The sequence below is a fragment of the Pseudomonas sp. FP453 genome, assembly GCF_030687495.1.
Classification (GTDB): Bacteria; Pseudomonadota; Gammaproteobacteria; order Pseudomonadales; family Pseudomonadaceae; genus Aquipseudomonas.
The window spans coordinates 4,821,201-4,845,403 of record NZ_CP117435.1; the positions used below are offsets into that span (position 1 = coordinate 4,821,201).

The 24,203-nt window shown below is 61.3% G+C and carries 23 protein-coding genes and 1 pseudogene; 11 read left to right on the top strand and 13 right to left on the bottom strand.

Annotation, left to right across the window (positions count from 1 at the left end):
• The first annotated feature begins 108 nt into the window (after window positions 1–108).
• Complete coding sequence (locus PSH87_RS21865; protein WP_177325322.1) at window positions 109–969, top strand: MurR/RpiR family transcriptional regulator; 861 nt, start codon at window positions 109–111, stop codon at window positions 967–969.
• Window positions 970–1,086: 117 nt separating this feature from the next.
• Here PSH87_RS21865 and PSH87_RS21870 read toward each other — a convergent pair.
• The 10 genes and pseudogenes from PSH87_RS21870 to PSH87_RS21915 form a co-directional block, all read right to left on the bottom strand.
• Window positions 1,087–1,933 (bottom strand): annotated as a pseudogene (locus tag PSH87_RS21870) (D-hexose-6-phosphate mutarotase).
• A 198-nt stretch (window positions 1,934–2,131) separates the two neighbouring features.
• The gene (locus PSH87_RS21875; protein WP_017737958.1) at window positions 2,132–3,478 is read right to left on the bottom strand and encodes a carbohydrate porin; all 1,347 of its coding nucleotides are present in this window, start codon (window positions 3,476–3,478) and stop codon (window positions 2,132–2,134) included.
• Between the two features lie 133 nt (window positions 3,479–3,611).
• Window positions 3,612–4,775: an ABC transporter ATP-binding protein gene (locus PSH87_RS21880; RefSeq protein ID WP_017737959.1), complete on the bottom strand. Its 1,164-nt coding sequence runs from the start codon at window positions 4,773–4,775 to the stop codon at window positions 3,612–3,614.
• Between the two features lie 2 nt (window positions 4,776–4,777).
• Entirely contained in the window at window positions 4,778–5,623 is an 846-nt protein-coding gene (locus PSH87_RS21885) for a carbohydrate ABC transporter permease (protein WP_017737960.1), read from the bottom strand.
• On the bottom strand, window positions 5,616–6,524 hold the full coding sequence (locus PSH87_RS21890) for a carbohydrate ABC transporter permease (RefSeq protein WP_305431096.1): 909 nt from the start codon (window positions 6,522–6,524) through the stop codon (window positions 5,616–5,618). The genes PSH87_RS21885 and PSH87_RS21890 overlap by 8 nt, the downstream gene beginning before the upstream one ends.
• 166 nt (window positions 6,525–6,690) lie before the next feature.
• On the bottom strand, window positions 6,691–7,977 hold the full coding sequence (locus PSH87_RS21895; RefSeq protein ID WP_017737962.1) for an ABC transporter substrate-binding protein: 1,287 nt from the start codon (window positions 7,975–7,977) through the stop codon (window positions 6,691–6,693).
• 104 nt (window positions 7,978–8,081) lie between these two features.
• Entirely contained in the window at window positions 8,082–9,341 is a 1,260-nt protein-coding gene (locus tag PSH87_RS21900) for an AGE family epimerase/isomerase (RefSeq protein WP_305431099.1), read from the bottom strand.
• Between the two features lie 257 nt (window positions 9,342–9,598).
• Complete coding sequence (locus tag PSH87_RS21905) at window positions 9,599–10,444, bottom strand: ATPase (protein ID WP_305431101.1); 846 nt, start codon at window positions 10,442–10,444, stop codon at window positions 9,599–9,601.
• Between the two features lie 114 nt (window positions 10,445–10,558).
• Window positions 10,559–11,557, bottom strand: coding sequence for an NAD(P)-dependent oxidoreductase (locus PSH87_RS21910; protein WP_017737965.1), 999 nt, complete (start codon window positions 11,555–11,557; stop codon window positions 10,559–10,561).
• 52 nt (window positions 11,558–11,609) lie between these two features.
• Window positions 11,610–12,503, bottom strand: a complete 894-nt coding sequence (locus PSH87_RS21915; RefSeq protein ID WP_207040712.1) for a LysR family transcriptional regulator ArgP — start codon at window positions 12,501–12,503, stop codon at window positions 11,610–11,612.
• A gap of 98 nt (window positions 12,504–12,601) precedes the next feature.
• On the opposite strand from PSH87_RS21915, the gene PSH87_RS21920 reads away from it, so the two are divergent.
• The 4 genes from PSH87_RS21920 (at window position 12,602) to PSH87_RS21935 (ending at window position 14,756) form a co-directional block, all read left to right on the top strand.
• A complete protein-coding gene (locus PSH87_RS21920) occupies window positions 12,602–13,003 on the top strand; it encodes an ACT domain-containing protein (protein ID WP_017737967.1) in 402 nt (133 codons plus the stop codon).
• Window positions 13,004–13,008: 5 nt separating this feature from the next.
• Window positions 13,009–13,608 (top strand): LysE/ArgO family amino acid transporter, encoded by a 600-nt coding sequence (locus tag PSH87_RS21925; RefSeq protein WP_017737968.1) that lies wholly within the window; start codon window positions 13,009–13,011, stop codon window positions 13,606–13,608.
• Between the two features lie 178 nt (window positions 13,609–13,786).
• Complete coding sequence (locus tag PSH87_RS21930) at window positions 13,787–14,383, top strand: superoxide dismutase (RefSeq protein ID WP_016975406.1); 597 nt, start codon at window positions 13,787–13,789, stop codon at window positions 14,381–14,383.
• Window positions 14,384–14,531: 148 nt separating this feature from the next.
• Window positions 14,532–14,756 carry a hypothetical protein gene (locus tag PSH87_RS21935; RefSeq protein ID WP_026136945.1) on the top strand — a complete coding sequence of 75 codons (225 nt, stop codon included), beginning with the start codon at window positions 14,532–14,534 and terminating at the stop codon, window positions 14,754–14,756.
• Window positions 14,757–14,878: 122 nt separating this feature from the next.
• On the opposite strand, the gene PSH87_RS21940 is transcribed toward PSH87_RS21935, so the two are convergent.
• Window positions 14,879–15,055 carry a hypothetical protein gene (locus tag PSH87_RS21940; protein ID WP_177325346.1) on the bottom strand — a complete coding sequence of 59 codons (177 nt, stop codon included), beginning with the start codon at window positions 15,053–15,055 and terminating at the stop codon, window positions 14,879–14,881.
• Between the two features lie 185 nt (window positions 15,056–15,240).
• Here PSH87_RS21940 and PSH87_RS21945 point away from each other — a divergent pair, with 185 nt between their 5' ends.
• The 3 genes from PSH87_RS21945 (at window position 15,241) to PSH87_RS21955 (ending at window position 20,467) form a co-directional block, all read left to right on the top strand.
• Window positions 15,241–17,292: a bifunctional diguanylate cyclase/phosphodiesterase gene (locus PSH87_RS21945; protein WP_124524892.1), complete on the top strand. Its 2,052-nt coding sequence runs from the start codon at window positions 15,241–15,243 to the stop codon at window positions 17,290–17,292.
• A 127-nt stretch (window positions 17,293–17,419) separates the two neighbouring features.
• On the top strand, window positions 17,420–18,763 hold the full coding sequence (locus PSH87_RS21950) for an imelysin family protein (RefSeq protein WP_257782672.1): 1,344 nt from the start codon (window positions 17,420–17,422) through the stop codon (window positions 18,761–18,763).
• A 249-nt stretch (window positions 18,764–19,012) separates the two neighbouring features.
• Entirely contained in the window at window positions 19,013–20,467 is a 1,455-nt protein-coding gene (locus PSH87_RS21955; protein WP_017737972.1) for a TrkH family potassium uptake protein, read from the top strand.
• On the opposite strand, the gene PSH87_RS21960 is transcribed toward PSH87_RS21955, so the two are convergent.
• Complete coding sequence (locus PSH87_RS21960) at window positions 20,424–21,482, bottom strand: AraC family transcriptional regulator (RefSeq protein WP_026136946.1); 1,059 nt, start codon at window positions 21,480–21,482, stop codon at window positions 20,424–20,426. The two genes, PSH87_RS21955 and PSH87_RS21960, sit on opposite strands and share 44 nt — an antisense overlap.
• Before the next feature lie 162 nt (window positions 21,483–21,644).
• Here PSH87_RS21960 and PSH87_RS21965 point away from each other — a divergent pair, with 162 nt between their 5' ends.
• The 3 genes from PSH87_RS21965 (at window position 21,645) to PSH87_RS21975 (ending at window position 23,791) form a co-directional block, all read left to right on the top strand.
• Window positions 21,645–21,956, top strand: a complete 312-nt coding sequence (locus PSH87_RS21965; RefSeq protein ID WP_026136947.1) for a DUF962 domain-containing protein — start codon at window positions 21,645–21,647, stop codon at window positions 21,954–21,956.
• Between the two features lie 363 nt (window positions 21,957–22,319).
• Complete coding sequence (locus PSH87_RS21970; protein ID WP_305431110.1) at window positions 22,320–22,490, top strand: hypothetical protein; 171 nt, start codon at window positions 22,320–22,322, stop codon at window positions 22,488–22,490.
• 104 nt (window positions 22,491–22,594) lie between these two features.
• A complete protein-coding gene (locus PSH87_RS21975; RefSeq protein ID WP_305431112.1) occupies window positions 22,595–23,791 on the top strand; it encodes an MFS transporter in 1,197 nt (398 codons plus the stop codon).
• On the opposite strand, the gene arfB is transcribed toward PSH87_RS21975, so the two are convergent.
• Window positions 23,788–24,201 carry an alternative ribosome rescue aminoacyl-tRNA hydrolase ArfB gene (arfB, locus tag PSH87_RS21980; RefSeq protein ID WP_017737978.1) on the bottom strand — a complete coding sequence of 138 codons (414 nt, stop codon included), beginning with the start codon at window positions 24,199–24,201 and terminating at the stop codon, window positions 23,788–23,790. The genes PSH87_RS21975 and arfB overlap by 4 nt on opposite strands.
• Between the last annotated feature and the right edge of the window lie 2 nt (window positions 24,202–24,203).

Here is a 24,203-nt window from a genome sequence, read left to right on the forward strand (position 1 = left end):
TGGTGTTCAGCTACCCTCAGTAGGATAGGCCACCGCAAAAGACCACTGATCGATTGGTTGCCACCTTTTATTTGCATCGTCGCCCGAAGGAAAGACTGAATGGACCGCGTGCGAAATCTTCTGGAACAGATCCGGAACCGCCTCGAAGAATTGAACAAGGCCGAGAAAAAAGTCGCCGAGGTCATCCTGCTCAACCCACAGCAGGCGACCCGCTTCTCTATCGCTGCCCTCGCCCAAGCCGCCTCGGTCAGTGAACCGACGGTCAACCGCTTCTGCCGCTCGTTCGGTGTCAGCGGCTACCCTGAACTGAAACTGCAACTGGCGCAAAGCCTGGCCAGTGGCGCGGCGTACGTCAGCCGCGCCGTGGAAGCCGATGATAACCCCGAGGCCTACACCCAGAAGATCTTTGGCAGTGCCATTGCCTCCCTGGACAGCGCTTGCCAGGCACTGGACCCGAACCTGATCAGCAAGGCCGTGGACCTGTTGATCCAGGCGCGGCAGATCCACTTCTTCGGCCTTGGCGCTTCGGCACCGGTGGCCATGGATGCGCTGCACAAGTTCTTCCGCTTCAACCTGTCGGTCACCGCCCACGCGGACGTGCTGATGCAGCGCATGATCGCTTCGGTGGCGCATACGGGCGAGCTGTTCGTGATTATTTCCTACACCGGGCGTACCCGCGAGTTGGTGGAAGTGGCGCGTATCGCCCGCAGCAACGGTGCTTCGGTGCTGGGCGTGACTGCCGAGAACTCACCGCTGGCCAAGGCCAGTACGGTGAGCCTGAATATTCCGTTGCCGGAAGATACCGACATCTACATGCCGATGACCTCGCGGATCATTCAGTTGACGGTACTGGACGTGCTGGCGACCGGCATGACCTTGCGCCGTGGCGTGGATTTCCAGCCGCATTTGCGCAAGATCAAAGAGAGCTTGAATGACAGCCGGTATCCGGTTGGGGATGAGTTCAACTAAGGCTGGAATCTCTACCAGCCGTACTGGCCTCATCGCGGGCAAGCCCGCTCCCACACAGTTGGAATGCATTCCCCTGTGGGAGCGGGCTTGCCCGCGATGGGGCCAGCAGCCACACCGCTAACCCCCAGCCCGCGCCTGCAAACTCAAATGCGCCCTCTCCCCCGGCGCCAGGCTTGCACTGGCCATCGCCGACTCCACACACACAAACCCCGACGCCTCGTTGAAGCTCACCCCCAACAGCGGCCGGCTGCCCGGATGCCACACCACCGTGTCGGCGCTGGCGCCGGTATCGATGCACAGTTCACGCTGCCAGGCGTGGTCCTTGAGTTGCAATTCCCCATCATGCTGGAACACCCGCTGGCACCCACCGTCCACCCGCAACTCACCTTCCTGCTGGCAGGCCTGGCGGCTGAGCTGGTCATAGCCTTGCGCGCCGTCGAGCCCAGACAGCGCTATCTCATCGACGTGACCAATACGCCAATAGGCATGCAAAAGCATGGCTCAATTGGCACGGCAGCTCGTCCTGGTGCTCGGTGCTCAGGCGCAATTCCAGGGTGTCGCCCAGGTGCGCGTGCAAATCCACCTGCCAGTCGCACAGCTGCAATTGCCAGTGCAGGCGCACGCCGTCGTCGTCGGTGCTGCTGTCGAGCAGTTTCCAGTCGATCAAGCGCGCCCAACCATGGGACGGCCACGCGTTCTCGCTAGGATGACGGCCATACCACGGCCAGCACACCGGCACGCCGCCACGGATAGCGCCGACTTGCGGCCACTTCGCCGCGCACCACAGCCAGGGTTTTTGCCCCGTGGGTTGAAAGTGCAACAGTTGCGCGCCCTGGCGACTGAACACTGCCTGGCACAGCGGGTGGTCGATCACCAATACGTCGCGCATCTGGAAGCGCTCCCAGGCGAACACTGGCTGTTCACGCAGGGATTTGAAAAAGCGTTGCAGCGGTTGCTCGTGCATTTGCCACAGTCCTGAATGTCTTTGTGGGAGCTGGCTTGCCTGCGATGGCATCAACGCGGTTTGCCTGCTGCACCGCGTCGCCTGCATCGCAGGCAAGCCAGCTCCCACAGGGGATGTGCTCCCCTTCCCCAAAAAAAAGCGGATAGCCATGGCTACCCGCAAAATGCGCACAGAGAGAAGGAGCTTATCGCAACAGCGTTAGAACGTAGACTGAATTTTCAGGCCGGCCACCAGCGCGTTGTCGACTTTATCCACGCCGCCAGGTTGCACGACGTATTGCAGGTTAGGACGCACGGTCAGCCAGTTGGTGACGTGGAAACCGTAGTTGATTTCGAAGTTGTACTCGGTCTCGCGGATCGGCGTGTACAGCGGGTTGTCGTAGTCGCTCACGCCGTTGGAGGCGTTGAGCAGCTCGGCGTTTTTCTTCACGTCATTGTTGACGTGCAGACGCGCCGCGCCAATGCCGACGTCATCTTTTGGACGCGCGTCGAATGGGCCTTTGTACACCAGCATCAGCGACTGGTAATTGTCGACGGTGTTGGTTTCCTTGTCGTGGAACGTGGCGTTGGCCGCGATGTTCAGACCACGGGAAGCGTCGCCGTTATGGGTGGTGAGTTGCTGCTGTGCAACGAACCAGTAGCCTTTTTTGCTGCTGTGGGTGCGGTAGTCCGCGCGCGTGGTCGCAGCATCGTTGCCATTGACGTCTTCACGTACGTCAGAAGCCTCGGCGGCGCTTTTGTAGTAACCCACACGGTATTCGCCCGGCAGGTTATTGACCTTCGGCGACCAGACCAATTCCACCGGGATCACGGTGCCCTTGGTGCCACTGCCGCTGAGCTTGAAGCCGTTGCCGTGCTCCAGCTGCGACGGGTTCTGGTTGTACGCACCGATTTGTGCGTACAGCTCAGGCGTGATGTGGTACTTCACGCGGATTGCCGCCTGGCTGACCGGCCAGTTGTACCAGGTGCTCACGTAGTTGCCGACTTGGGAACCGCAGAACGACAGGTTCTGGAAGTCGCACGGGAAGGTGTTGAAATCTTCGCCTTCGCCGAAGTAGCCGAGTTTCACGTCCAGCTTGTTGTCGAACATCTGGTGCTGAATCCAGAACTGGGTCAGGCGCACCATGTGGCCACGACCGTAGACTTCCATCGACGAACTCAGCGTGCCGGCACGCGGGTCGCCAATACGGTCGTTGGAGATGTTCTGGCCATTACGGTTGGTCAACTGGATCTTGGCCTGGGTGTTGTCCCAGCCCCACAGTTTTTGCAGGTCCAGCGCCACGCCCAAGCCGAACTGGTCGGAGTAGCGACCGGTCTTGTCGGTGTTGTAGCCGCCGTGGGCGTTGTAGCCCATTTCGCCGACGTAGTCAGCCTTGATATCGATACCTTGCTCGATGAGCTTGGTTCGTTCGCCGCCCCAATCGCCGGTCATCCACTTGGAATCGGCGCTGAATGCTTCGTCCGCCATCGCATTGGCGGACAAAACCAGGGCTGCTGCCGCTGACAGTTGGCAGATCAGCCGGGTAGTGTTGTGTTGCTTTTTCATCCCTACATCCTCGTCTTTATTGTTATTAAACTGTTTTTATCTAACGCGGTTTACTTTTTTTATCTAAAACAACAACTTATCTTCTTTTGTGGGAGCCGGGCTTGCCCGCGATGCAGGCAACTCGGTCCTTCAGTTACAACGCGCTGATGCCATCGCGGGCAAGCCCGGCTCCCACAGGAGTAGGCTGTGACTGCACAGTGCCCAGACGCTCACCGGTATTGGCGTCGAACAGCAACACCTTGGATGGATCGAATTGCAGGGTCAGGGTCTCGCCCACCTGCGGTGCCACGTCGGGTGCCAGGCGGCAGCAGACCTTGGTGTCATTGAGCTGCACGAAGACCAGGGTGTCCGGGCCGGTCGGCTCGGTGACCTGCACTTCGGCACGAATGCTCGACGCACTGTCACCCTCGCCCGCCGCCAGCATGATTTGCTCCGGGCGCAGGCCGAGGATCACGTCGCGGTCTTCCAGGCCGGCATCGGTCACGTTCAGCGCCAGCTCGCAGCGGGCCTGGCCGCTGTCGAGCAGGGCCACCAGGCGACCGTCCTTGCGCTGCAGGCGCAGGGGCACGAAGTTCATCGGCGGCGAGCCGATAAAGCTCGCCACGAACTGGTTGGCCGGGTTGTTGTAGATGTCTTTCGGCGTGCCGAACTGCTGGATGATGCCATCCTTCATCACCGCCACTTTGTCGCCCAGGGTCATCGCTTCGATCTGGTCGTGGGTGACGTAGACGGTGGTGGTTTTCAGACGCTGGTGCATCAGTTTCATTTCGGTGCGCATCTCGACGCGCAGCTTGGCGTCGAGGTTGGACAGCGGTTCGTCGAACAGGTAGATCTTCGGCCGGCGTGCCAGGGCGCGGCCCATGGCCACACGTTGTTGCTGGCCACCGGACAGCTGGCCCGGCTTGCGGTTGAGCAGGTGTTCGATCTGCAACAGCTTGGCCACGCGCGCCACTTCGGTGTCGATGTCAGCCTGGGGCATCTTGCGAATTTTCAGGCCGAACTCGATGTTTTCGCGCACGCTCATGGTCGGGTACAGCGCGTAGGACTGGAACACCATGGCGATGTCTCGATCCTTGGGGCTCATGCCGCTGACGTCCTGATCGCCGATCATGATCGCGCCGCCGGTGATGGTCTCCAGGCCAGCGATGCAGTTCATCAGCGTGGATTTGCCGCAACCCGAAGGGCCGACCAGGATCAGGAATTCGCCTTCCTTGATCGACAGCTCGATATTCTTCAAGGTGTCGGGCAGGCCGGGGCCATAGGTCTTGTTTACATTGCGAAGTTCAAGCGTAGCCATGATTACCCCTTGACCGCGCCGGCCGTGAGGCCGCGCACGAAATACTTGCCTGCGATCACATAGACCAGCAGGGTCGGCAACCCGGCGATCATCGCCGCTGCCATATCCACGTTATATTCCTTGGCCCCGGTGCTGGTGTTGACCAGGTTGTTCAGCGCCACCGTGATGGGCTGCGAGTCGCCACTGGAGAACACCACACCGAACAGGAAGTCGTTCCAGATCTGGGTAAATTGCCAGATCAGGCAGACCATGATGATCGGGGTGGACATCGGCAGGATGATTCGACGAAAGATAGTGAAAAATCCTGCGCCATCCAGGCGTGCGGCCTTCACCAGTGCATCGGGAATGCTCACGTAGTAGTTACGGAAGAACAGCGTGGTGAACGCCAGGCCGTAGACCACATGGATAAACACCAGGCCGGTGGTGGTGCTGGCCAGGCCCATCTTGCCCAGGGTGAACGACGCCGGCAGCAGCACGGTCTGGAACGGCAGGAAGCAGCCGAACAACAGCAGGCCGAAGAACAACTGCGAACCTTTGAAGCGCCAGAACGACAGCACATAGCCGTTCAACGCGCCGATGGCGGTGGAGATCAGTACGGCCGGAACGGTGATCTTGATCGAGTTCCAGAAGTAACCGTCCACCGTGGCCCAGGCCTTGACCCAGCCGATGCCGGTGACCACGGTCGGCCAGCTCAGCAGGTTGCCGTTGCTGATGTCGTCCGGGGTCTTGAAGCTGGTGAGCAGCATCACCACCAGCGGCACCAGGTACAGCAGCACGGCGAGGATCAGCACCGCGTAGATCGCGATGCGACTCAGGCTGATGGCAGGTTTGGAGGCGAGACTAGTCATTACGTTTGGTCCTCAGCTCGGAGTAGAGGTAAGGCACGATGATCGCGAGGATCGCACCGAGCATCAGGATGGCACTGGCCGAACCCATGCCCATCTGGCCACGGCTGAAGGTGAACGAGTACATGAACATCGCCGGCAGGTCGGACGAATAGCCCGGGCCACCGGCGGTCATCGCCGCCACCAGGTCGAAGCTCTTGATCGCAATGTGCGCGAGGATCATCACCGCACTGAAGAACACCGGGCGCAGGCTTGGCAGCACCACGCTCCAGTAGATGCGCGGCAGGCTGGCGCCGTCGATCTGCGCGGCGCGGATGATCGACTGATCAACCCCACGCAGGCCGGCGAGAAACATCGCCATGATAAAGCCCGAGGCTTGCCACACAGCGGCGATCACCAGGCAGTAGACCACGCGATCCGGGGCGATCAGCCAGTCGAGACGGAAGCCTTCCCAGCCCCAGTCCCGCAGGAGTTTGTCCAGGCCCATGCCCGGGTTGAGCAGCCATTTCCAGGCCGTACCGGTGACGATCATCGACAGCGCCATCGGGTACAGGTAAATGGTGCGGATAAAGCCTTCGCGACGGATACGCTGGTCGAGGAACACCGCCAGCAGTACACCGATCACCAACGTGATGCCGATAAACATGCCGCCAAACAGCGCCAGGTTCTTGCTCGCCACCCACCAGCGGTCGTTGTCGAACAGGCGCTCGTATTGCGCCAGGCCCGCCCACTTGTAGCTGGGCAGGAAGGTGGACGTGGTGAACGACAACACAAACGTCCACAGGATGTAGCCGTAGAAGCCCACCAACACGATGAACATGCTTGGCGCCAGCACCAATTTCGGTAGCCAGCGCTGCAGTGCATCGAACGGCGAGGCTTTGCTGAACACAGCAACAGAACTCATGGGGAAATCCAATACAGGGAAAAAGGACTACAGGGTGACTCTCTGATGGAACGCGGCTTATGTGGGAGCTGGCTTGCCTGCGATGGCGTCACCTCGGTGTAACCGATACACCGAGGTGCCTGCATCGCGGGCAAGCCCGGCTCCCACAGAAAGCCGGTACCAGACGTTACTTGGCAGACTTGATCGCAGCGCCCAGCTTCTTGGCGGTGTCGGCCGGGTCGGCTTTCGGGTCGTTGAGGAAGTTGGTCACGACGTCAAAGAACGCACCTTGCACCGCCAGGTTGGTGGCCATGTTGTGCGCCATGCTTGGTTGCAGGCCGCCAGTCTTGGCATCCGCGAGGAAGTCCTTGGCAGCGGTCTGGGCGCAGGAGTCGAAGCCGAGCTTGTCCATTTCATGGAGCATGTCGTTACGAACAGGGATCGAGCCTTTGTTGATGCTGAACACTTTCTGGAAGTTTTCACCCAGCACGACTTTGGCAATGTCCTGCTGGCCGGCAGCAGTGCCTTTGTCTTTCTGCTTGAACACCGCCAGGGAGTCGATGTTGTAGGTGAACGCCTTGTCGGTTCCCGGGAAGGCTACGCACTCGTAGTCCTTGCCAGCGACTTTCTTCGCGGCGGTCCACTCGGACTTGGCCCAGTCACCCATGATCTGCATGCCGGCCTTGCCGTTGATGACTTTGCCCGCTTCGAGGTTCCAGTCCTGGCCTTTGCCGTCAACGTCCATGTAGGTCGCGACTTTCTTCAATTCGGTGAGGGACTTGACCATTTCCGGGCCGGTCAGCGCAGCGTTGTCCAGGTCCACCAGGGCTTTCTTGTAGCCATCGGCACCCATCACCGACAGGACCACGGCTTCAAATACGGTGCTGTCCTGCCAAGGCTGGCCACCGTGGGCGAGCGCGATGAAGCCCGCGGCTTTGAGCTTGTCGCCGGCGGCGTAGAATTCTTCGAGGGTGGTCGGGTTCTTGGTGATACCGGCTTTCTTGAAGACTTCCGGGTTGATCCACAGCCAGTTCACGCGGTGGATGTTGACCGGTACGGCGACGTAGTCACCGTCGAACTTCACGGTATCGGAGACTTTCTTGTCGAGCAGGGAGTCCCACTTTTCTTCTTTGGCGACGTCTTTGAGCACGTCGGTGTCGAGCAGGCCGGTGGACGCCCATTCCTGGATATCGGGGCCTTTGATCTGGGCAACGCCGGGTGGGTTGCCGGCAACTGCGCGGCTTTTCAGCACGGTCATGGCCGTGGCACCACCGCCACCGGCAACGGCGCCGTCTTTCCAGGTGAAACCGTCTTTCTCGACTTGGGCCTTCAGGACATCTACAGCCGCCTTTTCACCGCCAGAGGTCCACCAATGCACCACTTCGACCGTGCCTTTGGAGTCGGCGGCAAATGCAGTGAGGGGAAACAACGAGGCAATGGAAATAGCGACGGCGAGGCGATTAATCGCGTTCATCTGAGTACCTTTTTTTGTTGTTATGCATGCAAGTCTAGAGCTTGCGCTGCACGGAGTTTAAACATGGATTTTTGCGGCGCAGGTAACAAAGGGACGTACAAATGTCACCAGCTGGTGACATAGCGCCCATCCCCGATGGCACTGGCCATGCTGGGTGCCAAGGGTAGCGCAGGCAGCACCACCGCTTGCCAGGCATGGTACAGGTCCGGCTTGCCGCCCCAGATGGTGCTGCTGGGCTGGTTGTGCGGGCTGAGTTCGTGGTGCCAGCTGCCGTGGATGCGGTCGATGAAATGGGTTTCGCAGAATTCCCAGACGCGCCGATACCAGGTTTCGTAGTGCAGCTCACCGGTGCGTTTGAGCAAGGCCTGGGCGGCGGCGCTGGCTTCGGCATGGGTCCAGTGCAGGCGCTCACGCACCACCGGGCGGTGGTTCCAGTCGAGGGTGTAGACAATGCCCGGGGCACCATCGACGGCCCAGGCGTATTCGCAGGCGCTGGCGAACAGGCCCTTGGCGTCGGTCAGCAGCCAGTCCGGCGTGGCCAGCCCGGCTTGCTGGCGCGCGGCTTCCAGGTGCAGCACCAGCCGCGCCCACTCAAAACCATGGCCGGGGGTGATGCCGTAAGGGCGGAAGCCGTCGGCGGGGTTGTCTTCGTTGTAACCGAGCAAAGGTTGCCATTGCGCGTCGAAATGCTCGATCACCATAAATTGGTTGACGGCAGCGTGGGTGTGGATCACCCGCTCGACGATCCGCAGCGCGCGGTCCAGCCAGCGTGTTTCACCGGTCACATCGGCCAGGGCGAGGAACGCTTCGGTGGCGTGCATGTTGCTGTTGGCGCCGCGATAGGCTTCGACCGCGCTCCAGTCCTGGGCGAAGGATTCGAGCATCACGCCCTCTTCCTCGCTCCAGAAAAATTGGTCGATGATATGGACAGCGTCGTTCAACAGATGGTGTGCACCGGGGGCGCCCGCCACCACGGCAGAACTGGCGGCCAGGGCGACAAAGGCGTGTAGATAGGCGGCCTTGCCATGGTTGCCATCGAGGGCGTGGGGTGTGGCGAACCAGCCGCCATGTGCCGCATCCTTCAACGGGCCGCTGAGGGCCGCGACACCGTGGGCGACCAAGTCGGCGTAACCCGGCAACCCCAGGGCGTGGGCCATGGCGAAGCTGTGGGTCATGCGGGCGGTGTTCATGGTTTCGGCGTGGGCATCGGCTGGCAACTGGCCTTTTTCGTCCAGGTTGCCGAAACCGTCGGGCAGTCGCGAAGCCTTGGCGAAGGCCAGCAGGCGCTGGCCTTCGGCCGCCAGCCAGGCGTGATGGGCAGGCGCGTTCAGCCAACTGCTGGCAGGCAGAGGTTGGGTGGTCATGGGTGGCCCTTATTATTGTTTGTGGGATGACCGGAGTCTAAACAAGGGGGCCCGGGGGGCAAGTAACGAAGGGGATGGGAAATGTCACCAAGCAGTGACACTTCTTCAACTCTCGACCCCAATACAACTGTGGGAGCTGGCTTGCCTGCGATAGCGGTGGATCAGTTGGCAATGATGCGACTGATAGACCGCTATCGCAGGCAAGCCAGCTCCCACACAAGCCAGCGCCCACAGGTTGAGCACCTCCTGGCTGTTGATCACTGGCTCAGCGGAATGACCTTCGCCGGCTCACTGAGCCGTTGGTGCAGGTTCTGCACCTGGCTCTGCAACGTGGTGATGTTGCGGGTGGTCTGGATGCGGAACACATCGAACTCCTTGTTGGTCGGCGCATCGCTGTTGGCCGGCTGGTTGTCCTGGGCGCTCTTGAGCACCACCAGGTCCTGCTCCAGACGGGCAATGGCCGCACTGGGGTTGCCTTGCTTCTTCAGCGCGGCCACATCGGCCACCAGCTCCTTGAATTCGGCATCGCGCCTGGCCGCATCACCTTGCGCCGCTTTCAGGGTAGCCACGGCGTCGGTCAGGGCCTGGACCTGGCCTTGCAGCTTGCTGTTGGCACTCGACAGCTCGGTGGTGCTGGCGCTCATTTGCGCCAGGCGCTTGTCCAGCTCGGTGGCCTGGCCGGCCACGCCAACCTGTTGCTTGCCCTGTTCGAGCAACTGGGTTTCCAACTGGCGGATCTGCAACTTCAGCGCTTCGCTGCCGTTGCTCACACTGGCTTCACTGGCGACGACCTTGCCGGAAATATCCTGCAGGCGCCCCGCCGCTTCTTCGCTGATGCGCGCAAAGCTTTCCTGGGTCGCGACCAGTTGCTGGCCCATCAGGGAGATCTGCTGGAAGCTCCACCAGGCCAGGCCGGCAAAGGCGATCAACAAGGCGCCGACCAAGGCCCACAATGGCCCGGTGCTGGCGCTCTTGACCTTGACCACCGGCGTGCTGCGCGAGCGCACCGACGTGGCGGGGGTAGGTTCGAAATCGTCGTCATCCCCCAGGTCGGCCCGCAGGCTGGGAACGTTGTCGAAATCGTCTTTGGCATCGTTACGCATGAATCAACCCTGAATCGGTGAGGTGGCGAGCGGCGGGAGTATAAACCGCTGTCCTGTTGCTCTGATCGACCCGGAACCACGAATTCGGTTCCCGATGTGTTGCCTGTTGTGACCTTACTTCAGCCCCGGATCCTGGGCCTTCCACCAGCTGCAAAACTCGTCGAGGGCGGTCCACAGGCTGACCTTGGGCTCGTAGTCCAGATAATGCCTGGCACGGCTGATATCGAGGGTGAAATCTTTGTTCATCACTTGCATGCCCAAACGCGACAGCGCCGGCTCCGGGCGCCCCGGCCACATCGCACAGAATGCTTCGTTGAGCGCCGCCACGCTGTAGGACAAGCCGTAGGACCGGTAACGTTTCACCTGCGGCAATTCCATTTGGCGCATCACGTAGTTCACCACATCCCACACGGGCACCGGGGTGCCGTTGCTGATGTTGTAGGCCTTGCCCAACGCCGAGCCGGTGGCGAGCAAACTGCTGAGCAAGGCTTCGTTGAGGTTGTGCACGCTGGTGAAATCGACTTTGTTCAAACCGTCGCCGACGATGGCCAGGCGGTTCTTGCGCTGCATCTTCAGCAGGCGCGGGAAGATGCTCATGTCACCGGCGCCGGTGACAAAGCGCGGGCGCAGGGCCAGCACTTCAAGGCCGAATTCCTGCGCACCAAAGACTTTTTGCTCGGCCAGGTATTTGGTCGCCGCATAAGGATGCTTGAAGCGCTTGGGCACTTGCTCTTCGGTCAGGCCCAGATGGTCGCGGCCGTCAAAGTAGATCGACGGCGACGACAGGTGGACCAAGCGTCCGACCCGCTGTTTAAGGCAGGCCTCGACGACATTCTCGGTCACCAGCACATTGCCTTGATGGAAGTCCTGATATTTGCCCCACAGCCCCACGGCGCCGGCGCAATGCACCACGGCTTCGACGTCGCGGCACAGGTCGCGCACCAGGTCGGCATCATTCAAATCACCCTGGATAAACTCGGCGCCGCGCCTGACCAGGTGTTCCACACCTTCGGCACGCCGCCCGTTGACCCGTACGTCCAGGCCTTGCTCCAGGGCGAAACGCGCAAAGCGCCCGCCAATGAAGCCGCTTGCGCCGGTGACCAGAATTTTCATGTATTACTCCGTGCTCTTTCGTTTTTCATCGCTGTTGCCTTGACGCGCGCCATCACTCCAACGGCACCAACCATTGGCCACACGCCTGGGCCAGATGGTCGGTCAACAAGCCCAACAGTTGCCCGCCACTGCGCCAATGATGCCAGTACAGCGGCACGTCGATGGGCTTATCTGGCAACAACTCCACCAACACGCCCTTTTCCAGTTGGTCGCGCACCTGCAATTCCGGCACCAGGCCCCAGCCGAGCCCGGCCTCGGTGAGGCGGATAAAGCCTTCGGACGACGGGCACAAATGGTGTTCGAAACCGCCGTCCACGCCGAGAGACGCCAGGTAGCGATGCTGCAGGAAATCATCCGGGCCAAACACCAACGCCGGCGTGCGCGCGAGTTGGTCGGCGCGTACGCCCTCGGGAAAGTGCCGGGCGATAAAGGCCGGACTGGCCAGCGCACGGTAACGCATGGCGCCGAGCAACAAGCTGCGGGCCCCGGCCACCGGCCGTTCACTGGCACAGATACATGCCGCCACCTCGCCGGCGCGCATGCGCTTGAGGCCGACGGTCTGGTCTTCTACCACCAGGTCCAGCAACAGGTGTTGCTCGGCACAAAACACGCTGACGGCCTCGGCCCACCAGGTGGCGAGGCTGTCGGCATTCAGGGCGATGCGCAGGCGTTCGGGCATGCCCTCTGCGTCCAGCGCTGGCACCTGGCTTTGCAGGTCGCGCTCCAGCAGGCGCACCTGCTGCACATGGTTGAGCAGGCGCCGGCCGATGTCGGTGGGCGTCGGCGGCGTGGCGCGTACCAGCACCGGTTGGCCGATGCGCGCCTCCAGCAATTTGATGCGCTGGGAGATCGCCGATTGCGACACCCCGAGCACCTGGGCGCCGCGCTCGAAGCCGGCCTGTTCCACCACCGCTGCCAGAGCGGAAAGCAATTTATAGTCGAACATCAGTTTCTCTAATGAGCGATCAGCAATATTGGTTTTTCTTATACAGCTTAGCCCGTGAGAATGACCAGCATTGCTTCTCTCTATTCAAGGAACTTCACATGGCTGGCGAAACCGCCCTGGCAACCCTGCTACGCAGCATGAGCCCGCAGCTGAATGACGGCGATTATGTGTTCTGCACCCTGCCCGACCAGCGTATCCCGACGGGTTGCGAAGTGATCGGCAGCTTTCGCGAGAGGGAAGGCCTGACGGTCATCGTCGAGCGCCAGCAGGCGGAACAGGCGGGCCTGGCCTTCGACTACGTCGCCGCGTGGATCACCCTGAACGTGCATTCGGCCCTGGAAGCCGTGGGCCTCACCGCCGCGTTCGCCAGTGCACTGGGCCAGGCCGGCATCAGTTGCAATGTGATTGCCGGTTATTACCACGATCACCTGTTCGTTGGCCGCGCCGATGCTGAACGCGCGATGCAAGTACTGCGGCAACTGGCGGCAGGCGCGGAGTAAATCCTATGTGGCAAAGCTATGTTAACGGCCTGTTGGTGGCCCTCGGTTTGATCATGGCCATCGGCACCCAGAACGCCTTTGTCCTCGCGCAAAGCCTGCGCCGTGAGCATCACTTGCCCGTGGCGGCGTTGTGCGTGGTGTGCGATGCGTTGTTGGTGGCCGCCGGGGTGTTCGGCCTGGCCACGGTGCTGGCGCAAAACCCGCTGCTGCTGGCGATTGCCCGCTGGGGCGGCGCGGCGTTCCTGTTGTGGTACGGCACCCTGGCGCTGCGCCGGGCGTTTTCCCGGCAGAGCCTGGAGCAAGGCGGCAACCTCAAGACCCGCTCACTGCGTGCCGTGATGCTCAGCGCTTTGGCAGTGACGCTACTCAATCCCCACGTCTATCTGGACACGGTGCTGCTGATCGGCTCACTCGGCGCACAACAAACCGAACCCGGCGCCTACGTGGCCGGGGCGGCCAGTGCATCGTTCCTGTGGTTCGCCACCCTGGCGCTCGGCGCGGCATGGCTGGCACCGTGGCTGGCGCGGCCGGCCACCTGGCGCCTGCTGGACCTGTTGGTGGCGGTGATGATGTTCAGCGTGGCCTATCAATTGATCGCCGCCTGACGAATATTCCAAAACGCTCTGGAACCTCTATCCCACACAGTTGTTGCGTGGTTTTGCCGCACCCCCGGTGCTATGATCCTGCCCCTGCGCCGCAAAGAGTACAAACTCCCCGGCGCTTGTTTGGCCGCCCGTGATCGGCCTTGCGCTCACCGCAACTGACCTGATTAGGAGAATCATCATGGCTTTCGAATTGCCGCCGCTGCCCTACGCACACGATGCCCTGCAGCCGCACATTTCCAAGGAAACCTTGGAATTCCACCACGACAAGCACCACAACACCTACGTCGTGAACCTGAACAACCTGGTGCCTGGCACCGAGTTCGAAGGCAAGACCCTGGAAGAGATCGTCAAGTCTTCTTCGGGCGGCATCTTCAACAACGCCGCTCAGGTCTGGAACCACACCTTCTACTGGAACTGCCTGGCGCCAAACGCCGGCGGCCAACCAACCGGCGCGCTGGCTGAAGCCATCAACGCTGCGTTCGGTTCGTTCGACAAGTTCAAGGAAGAGTTCACCAAGACGTCCGTCGGCACCTTCGGTTCCGGTTGGGGCTGGCTGGTGAAAAAGGCTGACGGTTCCCTGGCCCTGGCCAGCACCATCGGCGCCGGCAACCCGCTGACCAATGGCGATACCCCGCTGCTGACCTGCGACGTCTGGGAACACGCTTACTACATCGACTACCGCAACGTGCGTCCAAAGTATGTGGAAGCGTTCTGGAACCTGGTCAACTGGAAGTTCGTGGCTGAGCAGTTCGAAGGCAAGACCTTCACTGCCTAAGCAACGCTTGCAGTAGAAAGAGCCCGGCGAATGCCGGGCTTTTTTGTGCCTTACAGAATGTCGCATCTTGCGCAGGAACTTCGCCAATCTCTCCCACCACACATTCACCGAGACAGACTTATCCCATATACGTATCGGAGAATTTACGATGACTATAAACGCACTGTCAGCACTCCCTGTCGTCGGCGACCTGTTGAAGGCAGCGCTGCCTGTGGTGGGCGATGTGGTCAAGGCGATCGCGCCACTGCTGCAACCGTTTGCAGATGCCGCAGCAAAAAAGATAGCGGGTGAAAGCACGGGTTCGCCAACCGAACCCGTGAATTTTGCCAGCCCGCCAGCAGAGGCAAAGCAGACGATTACCTTCAATCTGTAAACGCCAGGTGGCCAGTACTCCCGCCTGATGCCTGGGCCGTCCAGGCGTGCGGGTTACGAAGGAAAAGGTGACGCAGATTCAACCCTGCGCCCCCTTCCAAGGTCAGCAGCAAGCCTCATCCATCAAAATTTGATTTGCTGCTGATTCGTCGCACCACCCACCGCGTTTAAAACACCGCCCACCGCTTGTTTCGCAACATCCACCGCCATGCTCGCCGCTTGACCAGCCAGTGGCAGTACAACGGGGGCCAATGCCGCAGCAGCCGCTGCTCCTCCACCTACACCCAATGCCGTCAACATAAGTCAATACTCCGAATTAGAACGAGAGGTGTATTCCTCTCGTCGCCTCAGTGGCAAATCTCACGGAGCTGGTTCCATCTTTCGTAAGTTTGTGTGATTGCCCGAATGTCCCTTTGACTGCCATCACGAGATTGCCAATACTCATGGCATATTGAGGCTACCCGCATGGAACAAGGAATAACCCTTTGAAGCTGGAACTCAAAAACAGCTTGTCGGTGAAGTTGCTACGGGTTGTGCTGCTCTCGGCATTGGTCGTGGGTGTGGCGCTCAGCGTGGCGCAGATCGTTTTTGACGCCTATAAGACGCGCCAGGCCGTGGCCAGCGACGCCCAGCGTATCCTCGACATGTTCCGCGACCCCTCGACCCAGGCCGTCTACAGCCTTGATCGCGAGATGGGCATGCAGGTCATCGAGGGCCTGTTCCAGGACGACGCCGTGCGCATGGCGTCCATCGGCCATCCCAACGAAACCATGCTTGCGGAAAAAAGCCGCGCCTTGCAGCAATCCCCCAGCCGCTGGTTGACCGACCTGATTCTGGGCCAGGAACGCACGTTCACCACTGCCCTGGTCGGCAAAGGCCCGTACAGCGAGTATTACGGCGATTTGAGCATCACCCTCGACACCGCCACCTACGGCAAGGGCTTTATTGTCAGCTCGGTGATCATCTTTATTTCCGGGGTGCTGCGCGCCCTGGCCATGGGCCTGGTGCTGTACCTGGTCTATCACTGGCTGCTGACCAAGCCGTTGTCGCGGATTATCGAACACCTGACGTCGATCAACCCGGACCGCCCCAGCGAACACAAGATCCCCCAGCTCAAGGGCCATGAGCGCAATGAACTGGGGCTGTGGATCAACACCGCCAACCAGTTGCTCGAATCCATCGAGCGCAACACCCACCTGCGTCACGAGGCCGAGAGCAGCCTGCGGCGCATGGCGCAATACGACTTCCTGACCGGTTTACCCAATCGCCAGAAGCTGCAGGAGCAACTGGACAAGATCCTCATCGACGCCGGCCGCCGGCAACGTCGCGTGGCCGTACTGTGTGTGGGCCTGGACGACTTCAAAAGCGTCAACGAGCAGTTCACCTACCAGGCCGGCGACCAATTGCTGCTGGCCCTTGCCGACCGCTTGCGCGCCCACAGTGGTCGCCTCGGCGCCCTGGCCCGCCTGGGGGGCGACCAGTTCGCCCTGGTCCAGGCCGACATCGATCAGCCCTACGAAGCCGCCGAACTGGCGCAAAGCATCCTCGACGACCTGGAAGCGGAATTCGCCCTCGACCACGAGCAGATCCGCCTGCGCGCCACCATCGGCATCACCTTGTTCCCGGAAGACGGCGACAGCACCGAGAAGCTGCTGCAAAAAGCCGAACAGACCATGACCCTGGCCAAGAGCCGCTCACGCAATCGCTACCAGTTTTATATCGCCAGCGTGGACAGCGAAATGCGCCGGCGCCGCGAACTGGAAAAAGACCTGCGCGATGCCTTGAGCCGCAACCAGTTTCACCTGGTGTACCAGCCGCAGATCAGCTACCGCGAGCATCGCGTGGTGGGCGTCGAAGCGCTGATCCGCTGGCAGCACCCGGAACACGGCCTGGTGCCGCCCGACCTGTTCATCCCGCTGGCCGAACAGAACGGCACCATCATTGCGATTGGCGAATGGGTGCTGGACCAGGCCTGCCGGCAGTTGCGCGAATGGCACGACCAGGGTTTCACCGAGTTGCGCATGGCGGTCAACCTGTCCACCGTGCAGTTGCACCACACCGAGCTGCCGCGGGTGGTCAACAACCTGATGCAGATCTACCGCCTGCCGCCGCGCAGCCTGGAGCTGGAAGTCACCGAAACCGGCCTGATGGAAGACATCAGCACCGCCGCCCAACACCTGCTGAGCCTGCGCCGCTCCGGGGCGTTGATCGCCATCGACGACTTCGGCACCGGCTATTCATCCCTCAGCTACCTGAAAAGCCTGCCGCTGGACAAGATCAAGATCGACAAGAGCTTCGTCCAGGACCTGCTGGATGACGACGACGATGCCACCATCGTGCGAGCCATCATCCAGCTGGGCAAAAGCCTGGGCATGCAGGTGATCGCCGAAGGCGTGGAAACCGCCGAGCAGGAGGCGTACATCATCTCCGAGGGCTGCCACGAGGGGCAGGGTTATCACTACAGCAAACCGCTGCCGGCCCGGGAGTTGGCGGCTTTTTTGAAACAGTCCGAGCGCAATAACGCCGCGATTCTTTGAACCGGGAAAACGATACTGAATATTTCCCGCGTTTAAGCCTTTACACAAAATGCAAATCTTTCGCATTATGTCGCAGTTTTGCGCTCCCCCCGCGCGCCCTATCAACAACCGAAGCAGGATGTTCGCCATGATTCGTATGCCCCTGGCCACCGCCAGTCTGCTGGCCATTGCCATTTCTCTCGCCGGTTGCGGCGAAGGTAAAGACAAGGCCGCCGCGCCACAGGCGCCGACCCCGGCTGCCAGCACTACCGCTCCAGCGGCTGCCACCCCTGCCGGCCAGGTTGACGAAGCAGCCGCCAAGGCAGTGGTCGCGCATTACGCTGACATGGTATTCGCGGTCTACAGCGACGCCGAATCCACCGCAAAAACCCTGCAAACCGCAATCGACGCGTTCCTCGCCAAGCCAAACGATGAAACCCTGAAAGCCGCCCGCGCCGCATGGGTTGCCGCCCGCGTGCCGTACCTGCAGAGCGAAGTGTTCCGCTTCGGCAACACCATCATCGACGACTGGGAAGGCCAGGTGAACGCCTGGCCACTGGACGAAGGCCTGATCGACTACGTCGACAAGTCCTACGAACACGCCCTGGGCAACCCGGGCGCCACCGCCAACATCATCGCCAACACCGAGATCCAGGTCGGCGAAGACAAAGTCGATGTGAAGGAAATCACCCCGGAAAAACTCGCCAGCCTCAATGAGCTGGGCGGTTCCGAAGCCAACGTCGCCACCGGCTACCACGCCATCGAATTCCTGCTGTGGGGCCAAGACCTCAACGGCACCGGCCCTGGCGCGGGCAACCGTCCGGCCTCGGACTACCTGACCGGTGACGGCGCCACGGGCGGCCACAACGAGCGTCGCCGCGCCTACCTGAGCGCCGTGACCCAACTGCTGGTCAGCGACCTCGAAGAAATGGTCGGCAACTGGAAGCCAAACGTCGCCGACAACTACCGCGCCACCCTGGAAGCAGAACCTGCCACCGACGGCCTGCGCAAAATGCTGTTCGGCATGGGCAGCCTGTCCCTCGGCGAACTGGCGGGTGAGCGCATGAAGGTTTCCCTGGAAGCCAACTCGCCGGAAGACGAGCAGGACTGCTTCAGCGACAACACCCACAACTCGCACTTCTACGACGCCAAGGGCATCCGCAACGTCTACCTGGGCGAGTACACCCGCACCGACGGCAGCAAGATGACCGGCGCCAGCCTGTCGTCCCTGGTGGCCAAGGCCGACCCGGCTGCCGACAGCGCCTTGAAGGCTGACCTGGCGGCGACCGAAGCGAAGATCCAGGTCATGGTTGATCACGCTGGCAAAGGTGAGCACTACGACCAGTTGATCGCCGCCGGTAACGACGCGGGCAACCAGATCGTACGCGACGCCATCGCCGCACTGGTCAAGCAGACCGGTTCGATCGAAGCCGCTGCGGGCAAGCTGGGCATCAGCGACCTGAACCCGGATAACGCTGATCACGAGTTCTGATCAACGCCGAGTTGAAAAAAGGCGACCTTCGGGTCGCCTTTTTTATGCGCCTACTCTCAGCCACCCCATACACCTGTGGGAGCTGGCTTGCCTGCGATAGCGGTGGGTCAGTCACACCTTTATCAACTGATACACCGCTATCGCAGGCAAGCCAACTCCCACAGTTGACCTGCGTCGTTCCGGCCCCGGTTTACATGCTCTGCGCCCTAGGTAGAATGGCGCCTCTGCCCAATCACCCGAGCTCACTTCATGGCGTTGCCGACCCTACGCATCATCGGTTTCATCATCGGCATCTTCCTGATCACCCTCGCGATCGCCATGGTCGTGCCCATGGCCACCCTGGTGATCTTCGAACGCACCCAAGACCTGCCTTCGTTCCTGTGGGCCAGCATGATCACCTTTCTCGCCGGCCTGGCCCTGGTCATCCCCGGGCGCCCCGAACACGTGCACCTGCGTCCACGGGACATGTACCTGCTGACCGTCACCAGCTGGGTGGTGGTGTGCATCTTTGCCGCGCTGCCGTTCCTGCTGACCCAGCACATCAGCTACACCGACTCGTTTTTTGAAAGCATGTCCGGCATCACCGCCACCGGCTCCACCGTATTGAGCGGGCTGGACAGCATGTCCCCGGGCATCCTGATGTGGCGCTCGCTGCTGCACTGGCTGGGGGGCATCGGCTTTATCGGCATGGCGGTGGCGATCCTGCCGCTGCTGCGCATCGGTGGCATGCGCCTGTTCCAGACCGAATCCTCCGACCGCTCGGAAAAGGTCATGCCGCGCTCGCACATGGTGGCGCGGCTGATCGTGGCGGCGTACGTGGGCATCACCATCCTTGGCAGCCTGGCGTTCTGGTGGGCCGGGATGGGGTTGTTCGATGCGATCAACCATGCGATGTCGGCGATTTCCACCGGCGGTTTTTCCACCTCCGATGAGTCCCTGGCCCACTGGAAGCAACCGGCGGTGCATTGGGTCGCCGTGGTGGTGATGATCCTCGGCAGCTTGCCGTTTACCTTGTATGTCGCCACGTTGCGCGGCAACCGCAAGGCATTGATCAAGGACCAGCAGGTGCAGGGTTTGCTCGGTTTGCTGCTGGTGACCTGGCTGGTGCTCGGCACCTGGTACTGGTGGACCACCAACCTGCATTGGCTGGACGCCCTGCGCCACGTGGCGCTGAACGTGACCTCGGTGGTCACCACCACCGGCTTCGCACTGGGGGACTACAGCCTGTGGGGCAACTTCTCACTGATGCTGTTTTTCTACCTGGGCTTTATCGGCGGTTGCTCGGGCTCCACGGCGGGCGGGATCAAGATCTTCCGCTTCCAGGTCGCCTACATCCTGCTCAAGGCCAACTTGAACCAACTGATTCACCCGCGCGCAGTAATTAAACAAAAGTACAACGGCCACCGTCTCGACGAAGAGATCGTGCGGTCGATCCTGACCTTCTCTTTTTTCTTCGCCATCACCATCTGCGCCATCGCCCTGGCCCTGTCGCTGCTCGGCCTGGACTGGATGACCGCGCTGACCGGCGCCGCCAGCACCGTGTCCGGCGTCGGCCCGGGCCTGGGGGAAACCATCGGCCCGGCCGGCAACTTCGCCAGCCTGCCGGATGCGGCCAAGTGGATCCTGTCGCTGGGCATGCTGCTGGGCCGGCTGGAGATCATTACAGTGTTTGTGCTGTGTATTCCGGCGTTCTGGCGCCACTGATCGCCGTCGCTTCCAGCAACCGCGCCCGGTATTCGCCGGGCGTGGCATCGAACCAGCGGCGAAACGCGCGGAAGAAGTTGCTCGGATCGGCAAACCCCAACAGGTAGGCAATTTCCAGCAAGGTCATGCTCGGCTGCGCCAGGTATTGCTCGGCCAGTTCGCGACGGGTGTCGTCGAGCAAGGTCTGGAAACTGGTGCCCTCCTCCTGCAAGCGCCGCTGCAAGGTGCGCTGGGACAGGTGCAGGGTCTGGGCCACCACCTCACGCTTGGGCTCACCCTGGGGCAGCAGGCGGCACAGCACCTGGCGCGCCTTGTGGGTCACGCGGCTTTCCGAAAAGCGTGCCAGGTATTCTCCGGCAAATCGATCATGCAGCAGCGCCATGGCTTCGTTGGCGGTGGGCAGCGGCGCATCCATGTCGGCGCGCTCGAAAATCAGCGCGTCATACGGCGCGTTGAACTCCAGGGGCGCATGGAACGCTTGTTTATAGGGCGCCAGGTCCGCTGGCTGATCGCCTTGCAACAGCACCTTGCGCGGCTCCAGGGTGCGCCCGGTCAGCCAGCCGCACAGGGCCAGGGCGCTGGCCAGCGAGGCTTCGGCGCTTTGCCGGGTGGGTGGCAGATGATCGCCATGCACCGTCAGAATCAGCGCATAGCCTTCGGCTAACAGTCGGAAACTCAGGTCGGCGCTTTCCGCAATGATCCGCTGGTAACGCACCAGGCGCATAAAGCCTTCGGCCAGCGTGTTGCTGGACATCAGTGCATACCCCGCCACATGAAACGATGCAGGGCGCACCACTTTGCCCATGTTCAAGCCAATCGCCGGGTTGCCCGACAGCTCCACCGCCCGCTGCCACAGGCGGGTCATGGAGTCTTGCGGGAACCGCGCATCGGGATCGCTCAGGGCGCTGTAGTCCAGGCCCAGCTGCTTGAACAAGGCTCGGCAATCCAGGCCGTCCATCTCCAATGCCTTGACTATCCCCATCGCCCAGCTTGCAGAAGTTGTTCGTTCGCTCATGGCGTCTTCTTAATAAAGCAGGCTTAAAACGGCAGCCAGGAAAGCCAAGGATACTAAAGTGGCATCTATTGTCACTGGCTGTTACCACTGATCACTCTAGACTCAAATAAGCTCCCCGCCGAACATCTGTTGGGCGGCATAACAATCAAAGGGCCGGCCACCGTGGAAAACGTCAAGCAATTCAATAGCTTCGCTGAGTTCTACCCCTATTACCTGAAAGAGCACGGCAACAGCACCTGCCGGCGCCTGCACTTTATCGGTACCACGTTGGTGATTGGCCTCCTGGCCTACGCCATTGGTCGCGGTTCGTTGGGCTTGCTGCTGGCCATACCGATTGCCGGCTACAGCTTTGCCTGGATCGGCCACTTCTTCTTCGAAAAGAACCGTCCAGCGACGTTCAAGCACCCGTTCTACAGCTTATTGGGGGATTTTGTGATGTATCGCGACATGATCCTCGGCAAAGTGCCGTTCTAGCCCTGTGACCTCATGTCACTTGCGTTAAAGAATGAAAGTTCCGACATCCGCCGACATAAAATTCTTTTTGTCATTTGCAGTGCTGTATCCTGCCAAGGCTTTTTGAGAGCGCGGAATCACCTGCGATTGAAAAAAACAGACCTTGCGAGGAGCGACGACGATGCACGAGATACCTAATCTCCCCTTCCCAAGCCTGCACGAAACTGAGCAGCCAACACCGCAGCAGGCCAGCGACAAACAGCCTGAGGCCAAAGAAGCCAAACCAGTCGACAGCGAAAGCCAGGACTGACGCCGTACCAGACCGTGTGGAAAGCGCAGCTTTGAGCGCTTTCCACACTGCCTGAATAGACCCGGATACCCGCCATGACCGACACCCCAGACACCGCCGTACTCGACGCTGCCTTGCAGATGGTCGACGTATGGAACCGCCTCAGCGCGGACAAACAAGCCGTGCTGCTCCAGCGCTTCGGCACCCAGGAAAACGCCCTGGCCGCCCTGGTCACCACTCAACTGCTCGCCCCCGCCCAGCCCTGATGTCTTTTTGATCTGACGTTTTTGCGATTTACCGCCCTGCACGCGCCCAACCACCGGTATCATTAGCAGCCTATCTTTACCTGCTGCGACTGTGGACCTCTCCCATGCCAGATACCCAGCGCCCCATGGCGGTCACGCTGCAAGTTGTTTCCATCGTGTTGTTCACCTTTATCGGCTACCTGAATATCGGCATTCCCCTCGCCGTATTGCCGGGCTATGTCCACAGCACGCTGGGCTACGGCGCCGTGATTGCCGGGTTGGTGATCAGCGTGCAATACCTGGCCACCCTGCTCAGCCGCCCGTACGCCGGCAAGATCATCGACAACCTGGGCAGCAAGCGCGCCGTGGTGATCGGCTTGGCGGGCTGCGGCTTGAGCGGCGTGTTCATGCTGTTGGCGGCGTGGTTTGCCAGCTTGCCGGCCGTCAGCCTCGGTAGCCTGTTGATTGGCCGCCTGGTCTTGGGCAGCGCGGAGAGCCTGGTCGGCTCGGGCGCCATCGGCTGGGGCATCGGCCGTGTCGGCGCGGCCAATACGGCCAAGGTCATTTCCTGGAACGGCATCGCCAGCTACGGCGCCCTCGCCGTCGGCGCGCCGCTGGGGGTGCTGCTGGTCAGCCATCTCGGGCTGTGGAGCATGGGCGTCAGCATCATCCTGCTGGCGATCATCGGCCTGCTACTGGCCTGGAAGAAGGAGCCCGCGCCCATCGTCGCTGGCGTGCGCCTGCCCTTCATGAATGTGCTGGGCCGCGTGTTGCCCCACGGTTGTGCGTTGGCGCTGGGCTCCATCGGCTTCGGCACCATCGCCACCTTTATCACCCTGTATTACACCACCCAGCACTGGGACAACGCCGTGTGGGCCCTGAGCCTGTTCGGCGCCAGTTTTATCGGCGCACGCCTGCTGTTTGGCAACCTGATCAACCGGATCGGCGGCTTTCGCGTGGCGATTGCCTGCCTGTCCGTGGAAATCCTCGGCCTGCTGCTGTTGTGGCTGGCGCCTGACGCCAACCTGGCCCTGGCCGGCGCGGCCTTGAGCGGGTTTGGCTTTTCCCTGGTGTTTCCGGCGCTGGGCGTCGAGGCGGTCAACCTGGTGCCCGCGTCTAGCCGTGGCTCGGCGGTGGGGGCTTACTCGCTGTTCATCGACTTGTCGTTGGGGATCACCGGCCCGTTGGCCGGGGCGGTGGCGGCAGGGTTCGGCTTTGCGTCGATCTTCCTGTTCGCCGCCCTCGCCGCCCTCGGTGGTTTACTGCTGAGCGTCTACCTGTACCGGCAAGCGCCCAAGGCCCGTGAGGCGCGCGGTGACTAGAAGTCGACCTTGCCGCGCCCGGCCTTGATGCTGCCGCGTTTGGTCTTGGATTCCAGCCGGCGTTTTTTCGAGCCCAGGGTGGGCTTGGTCGGACGGCGCTTCTTCTCGACCTTGGTGGCACTGAGGATCAGCTCCACCAGGCGCTCCAGCGCATCCGCGCGATTCTGCTCCTGGGTCCGATATTGCTGGGCCTTGAGCACCAGCACACCCTCGCTGGTGATGCGACTGTCGCGCAGCGCCAGCAGCCGCTCCTTGTAGAACTCAGGCAGCGACGACGCCGGAATATCAAACCGCAGGTGCACCGCACTCGACACCTTGTTGACGTTCTGCCCACCGGCGCCCTGAGCGCGAATCGCGGTCAGCTCGATCTCGGCATCCGGCAGCTGCACATTGTTGGAAATCACCAGCATCA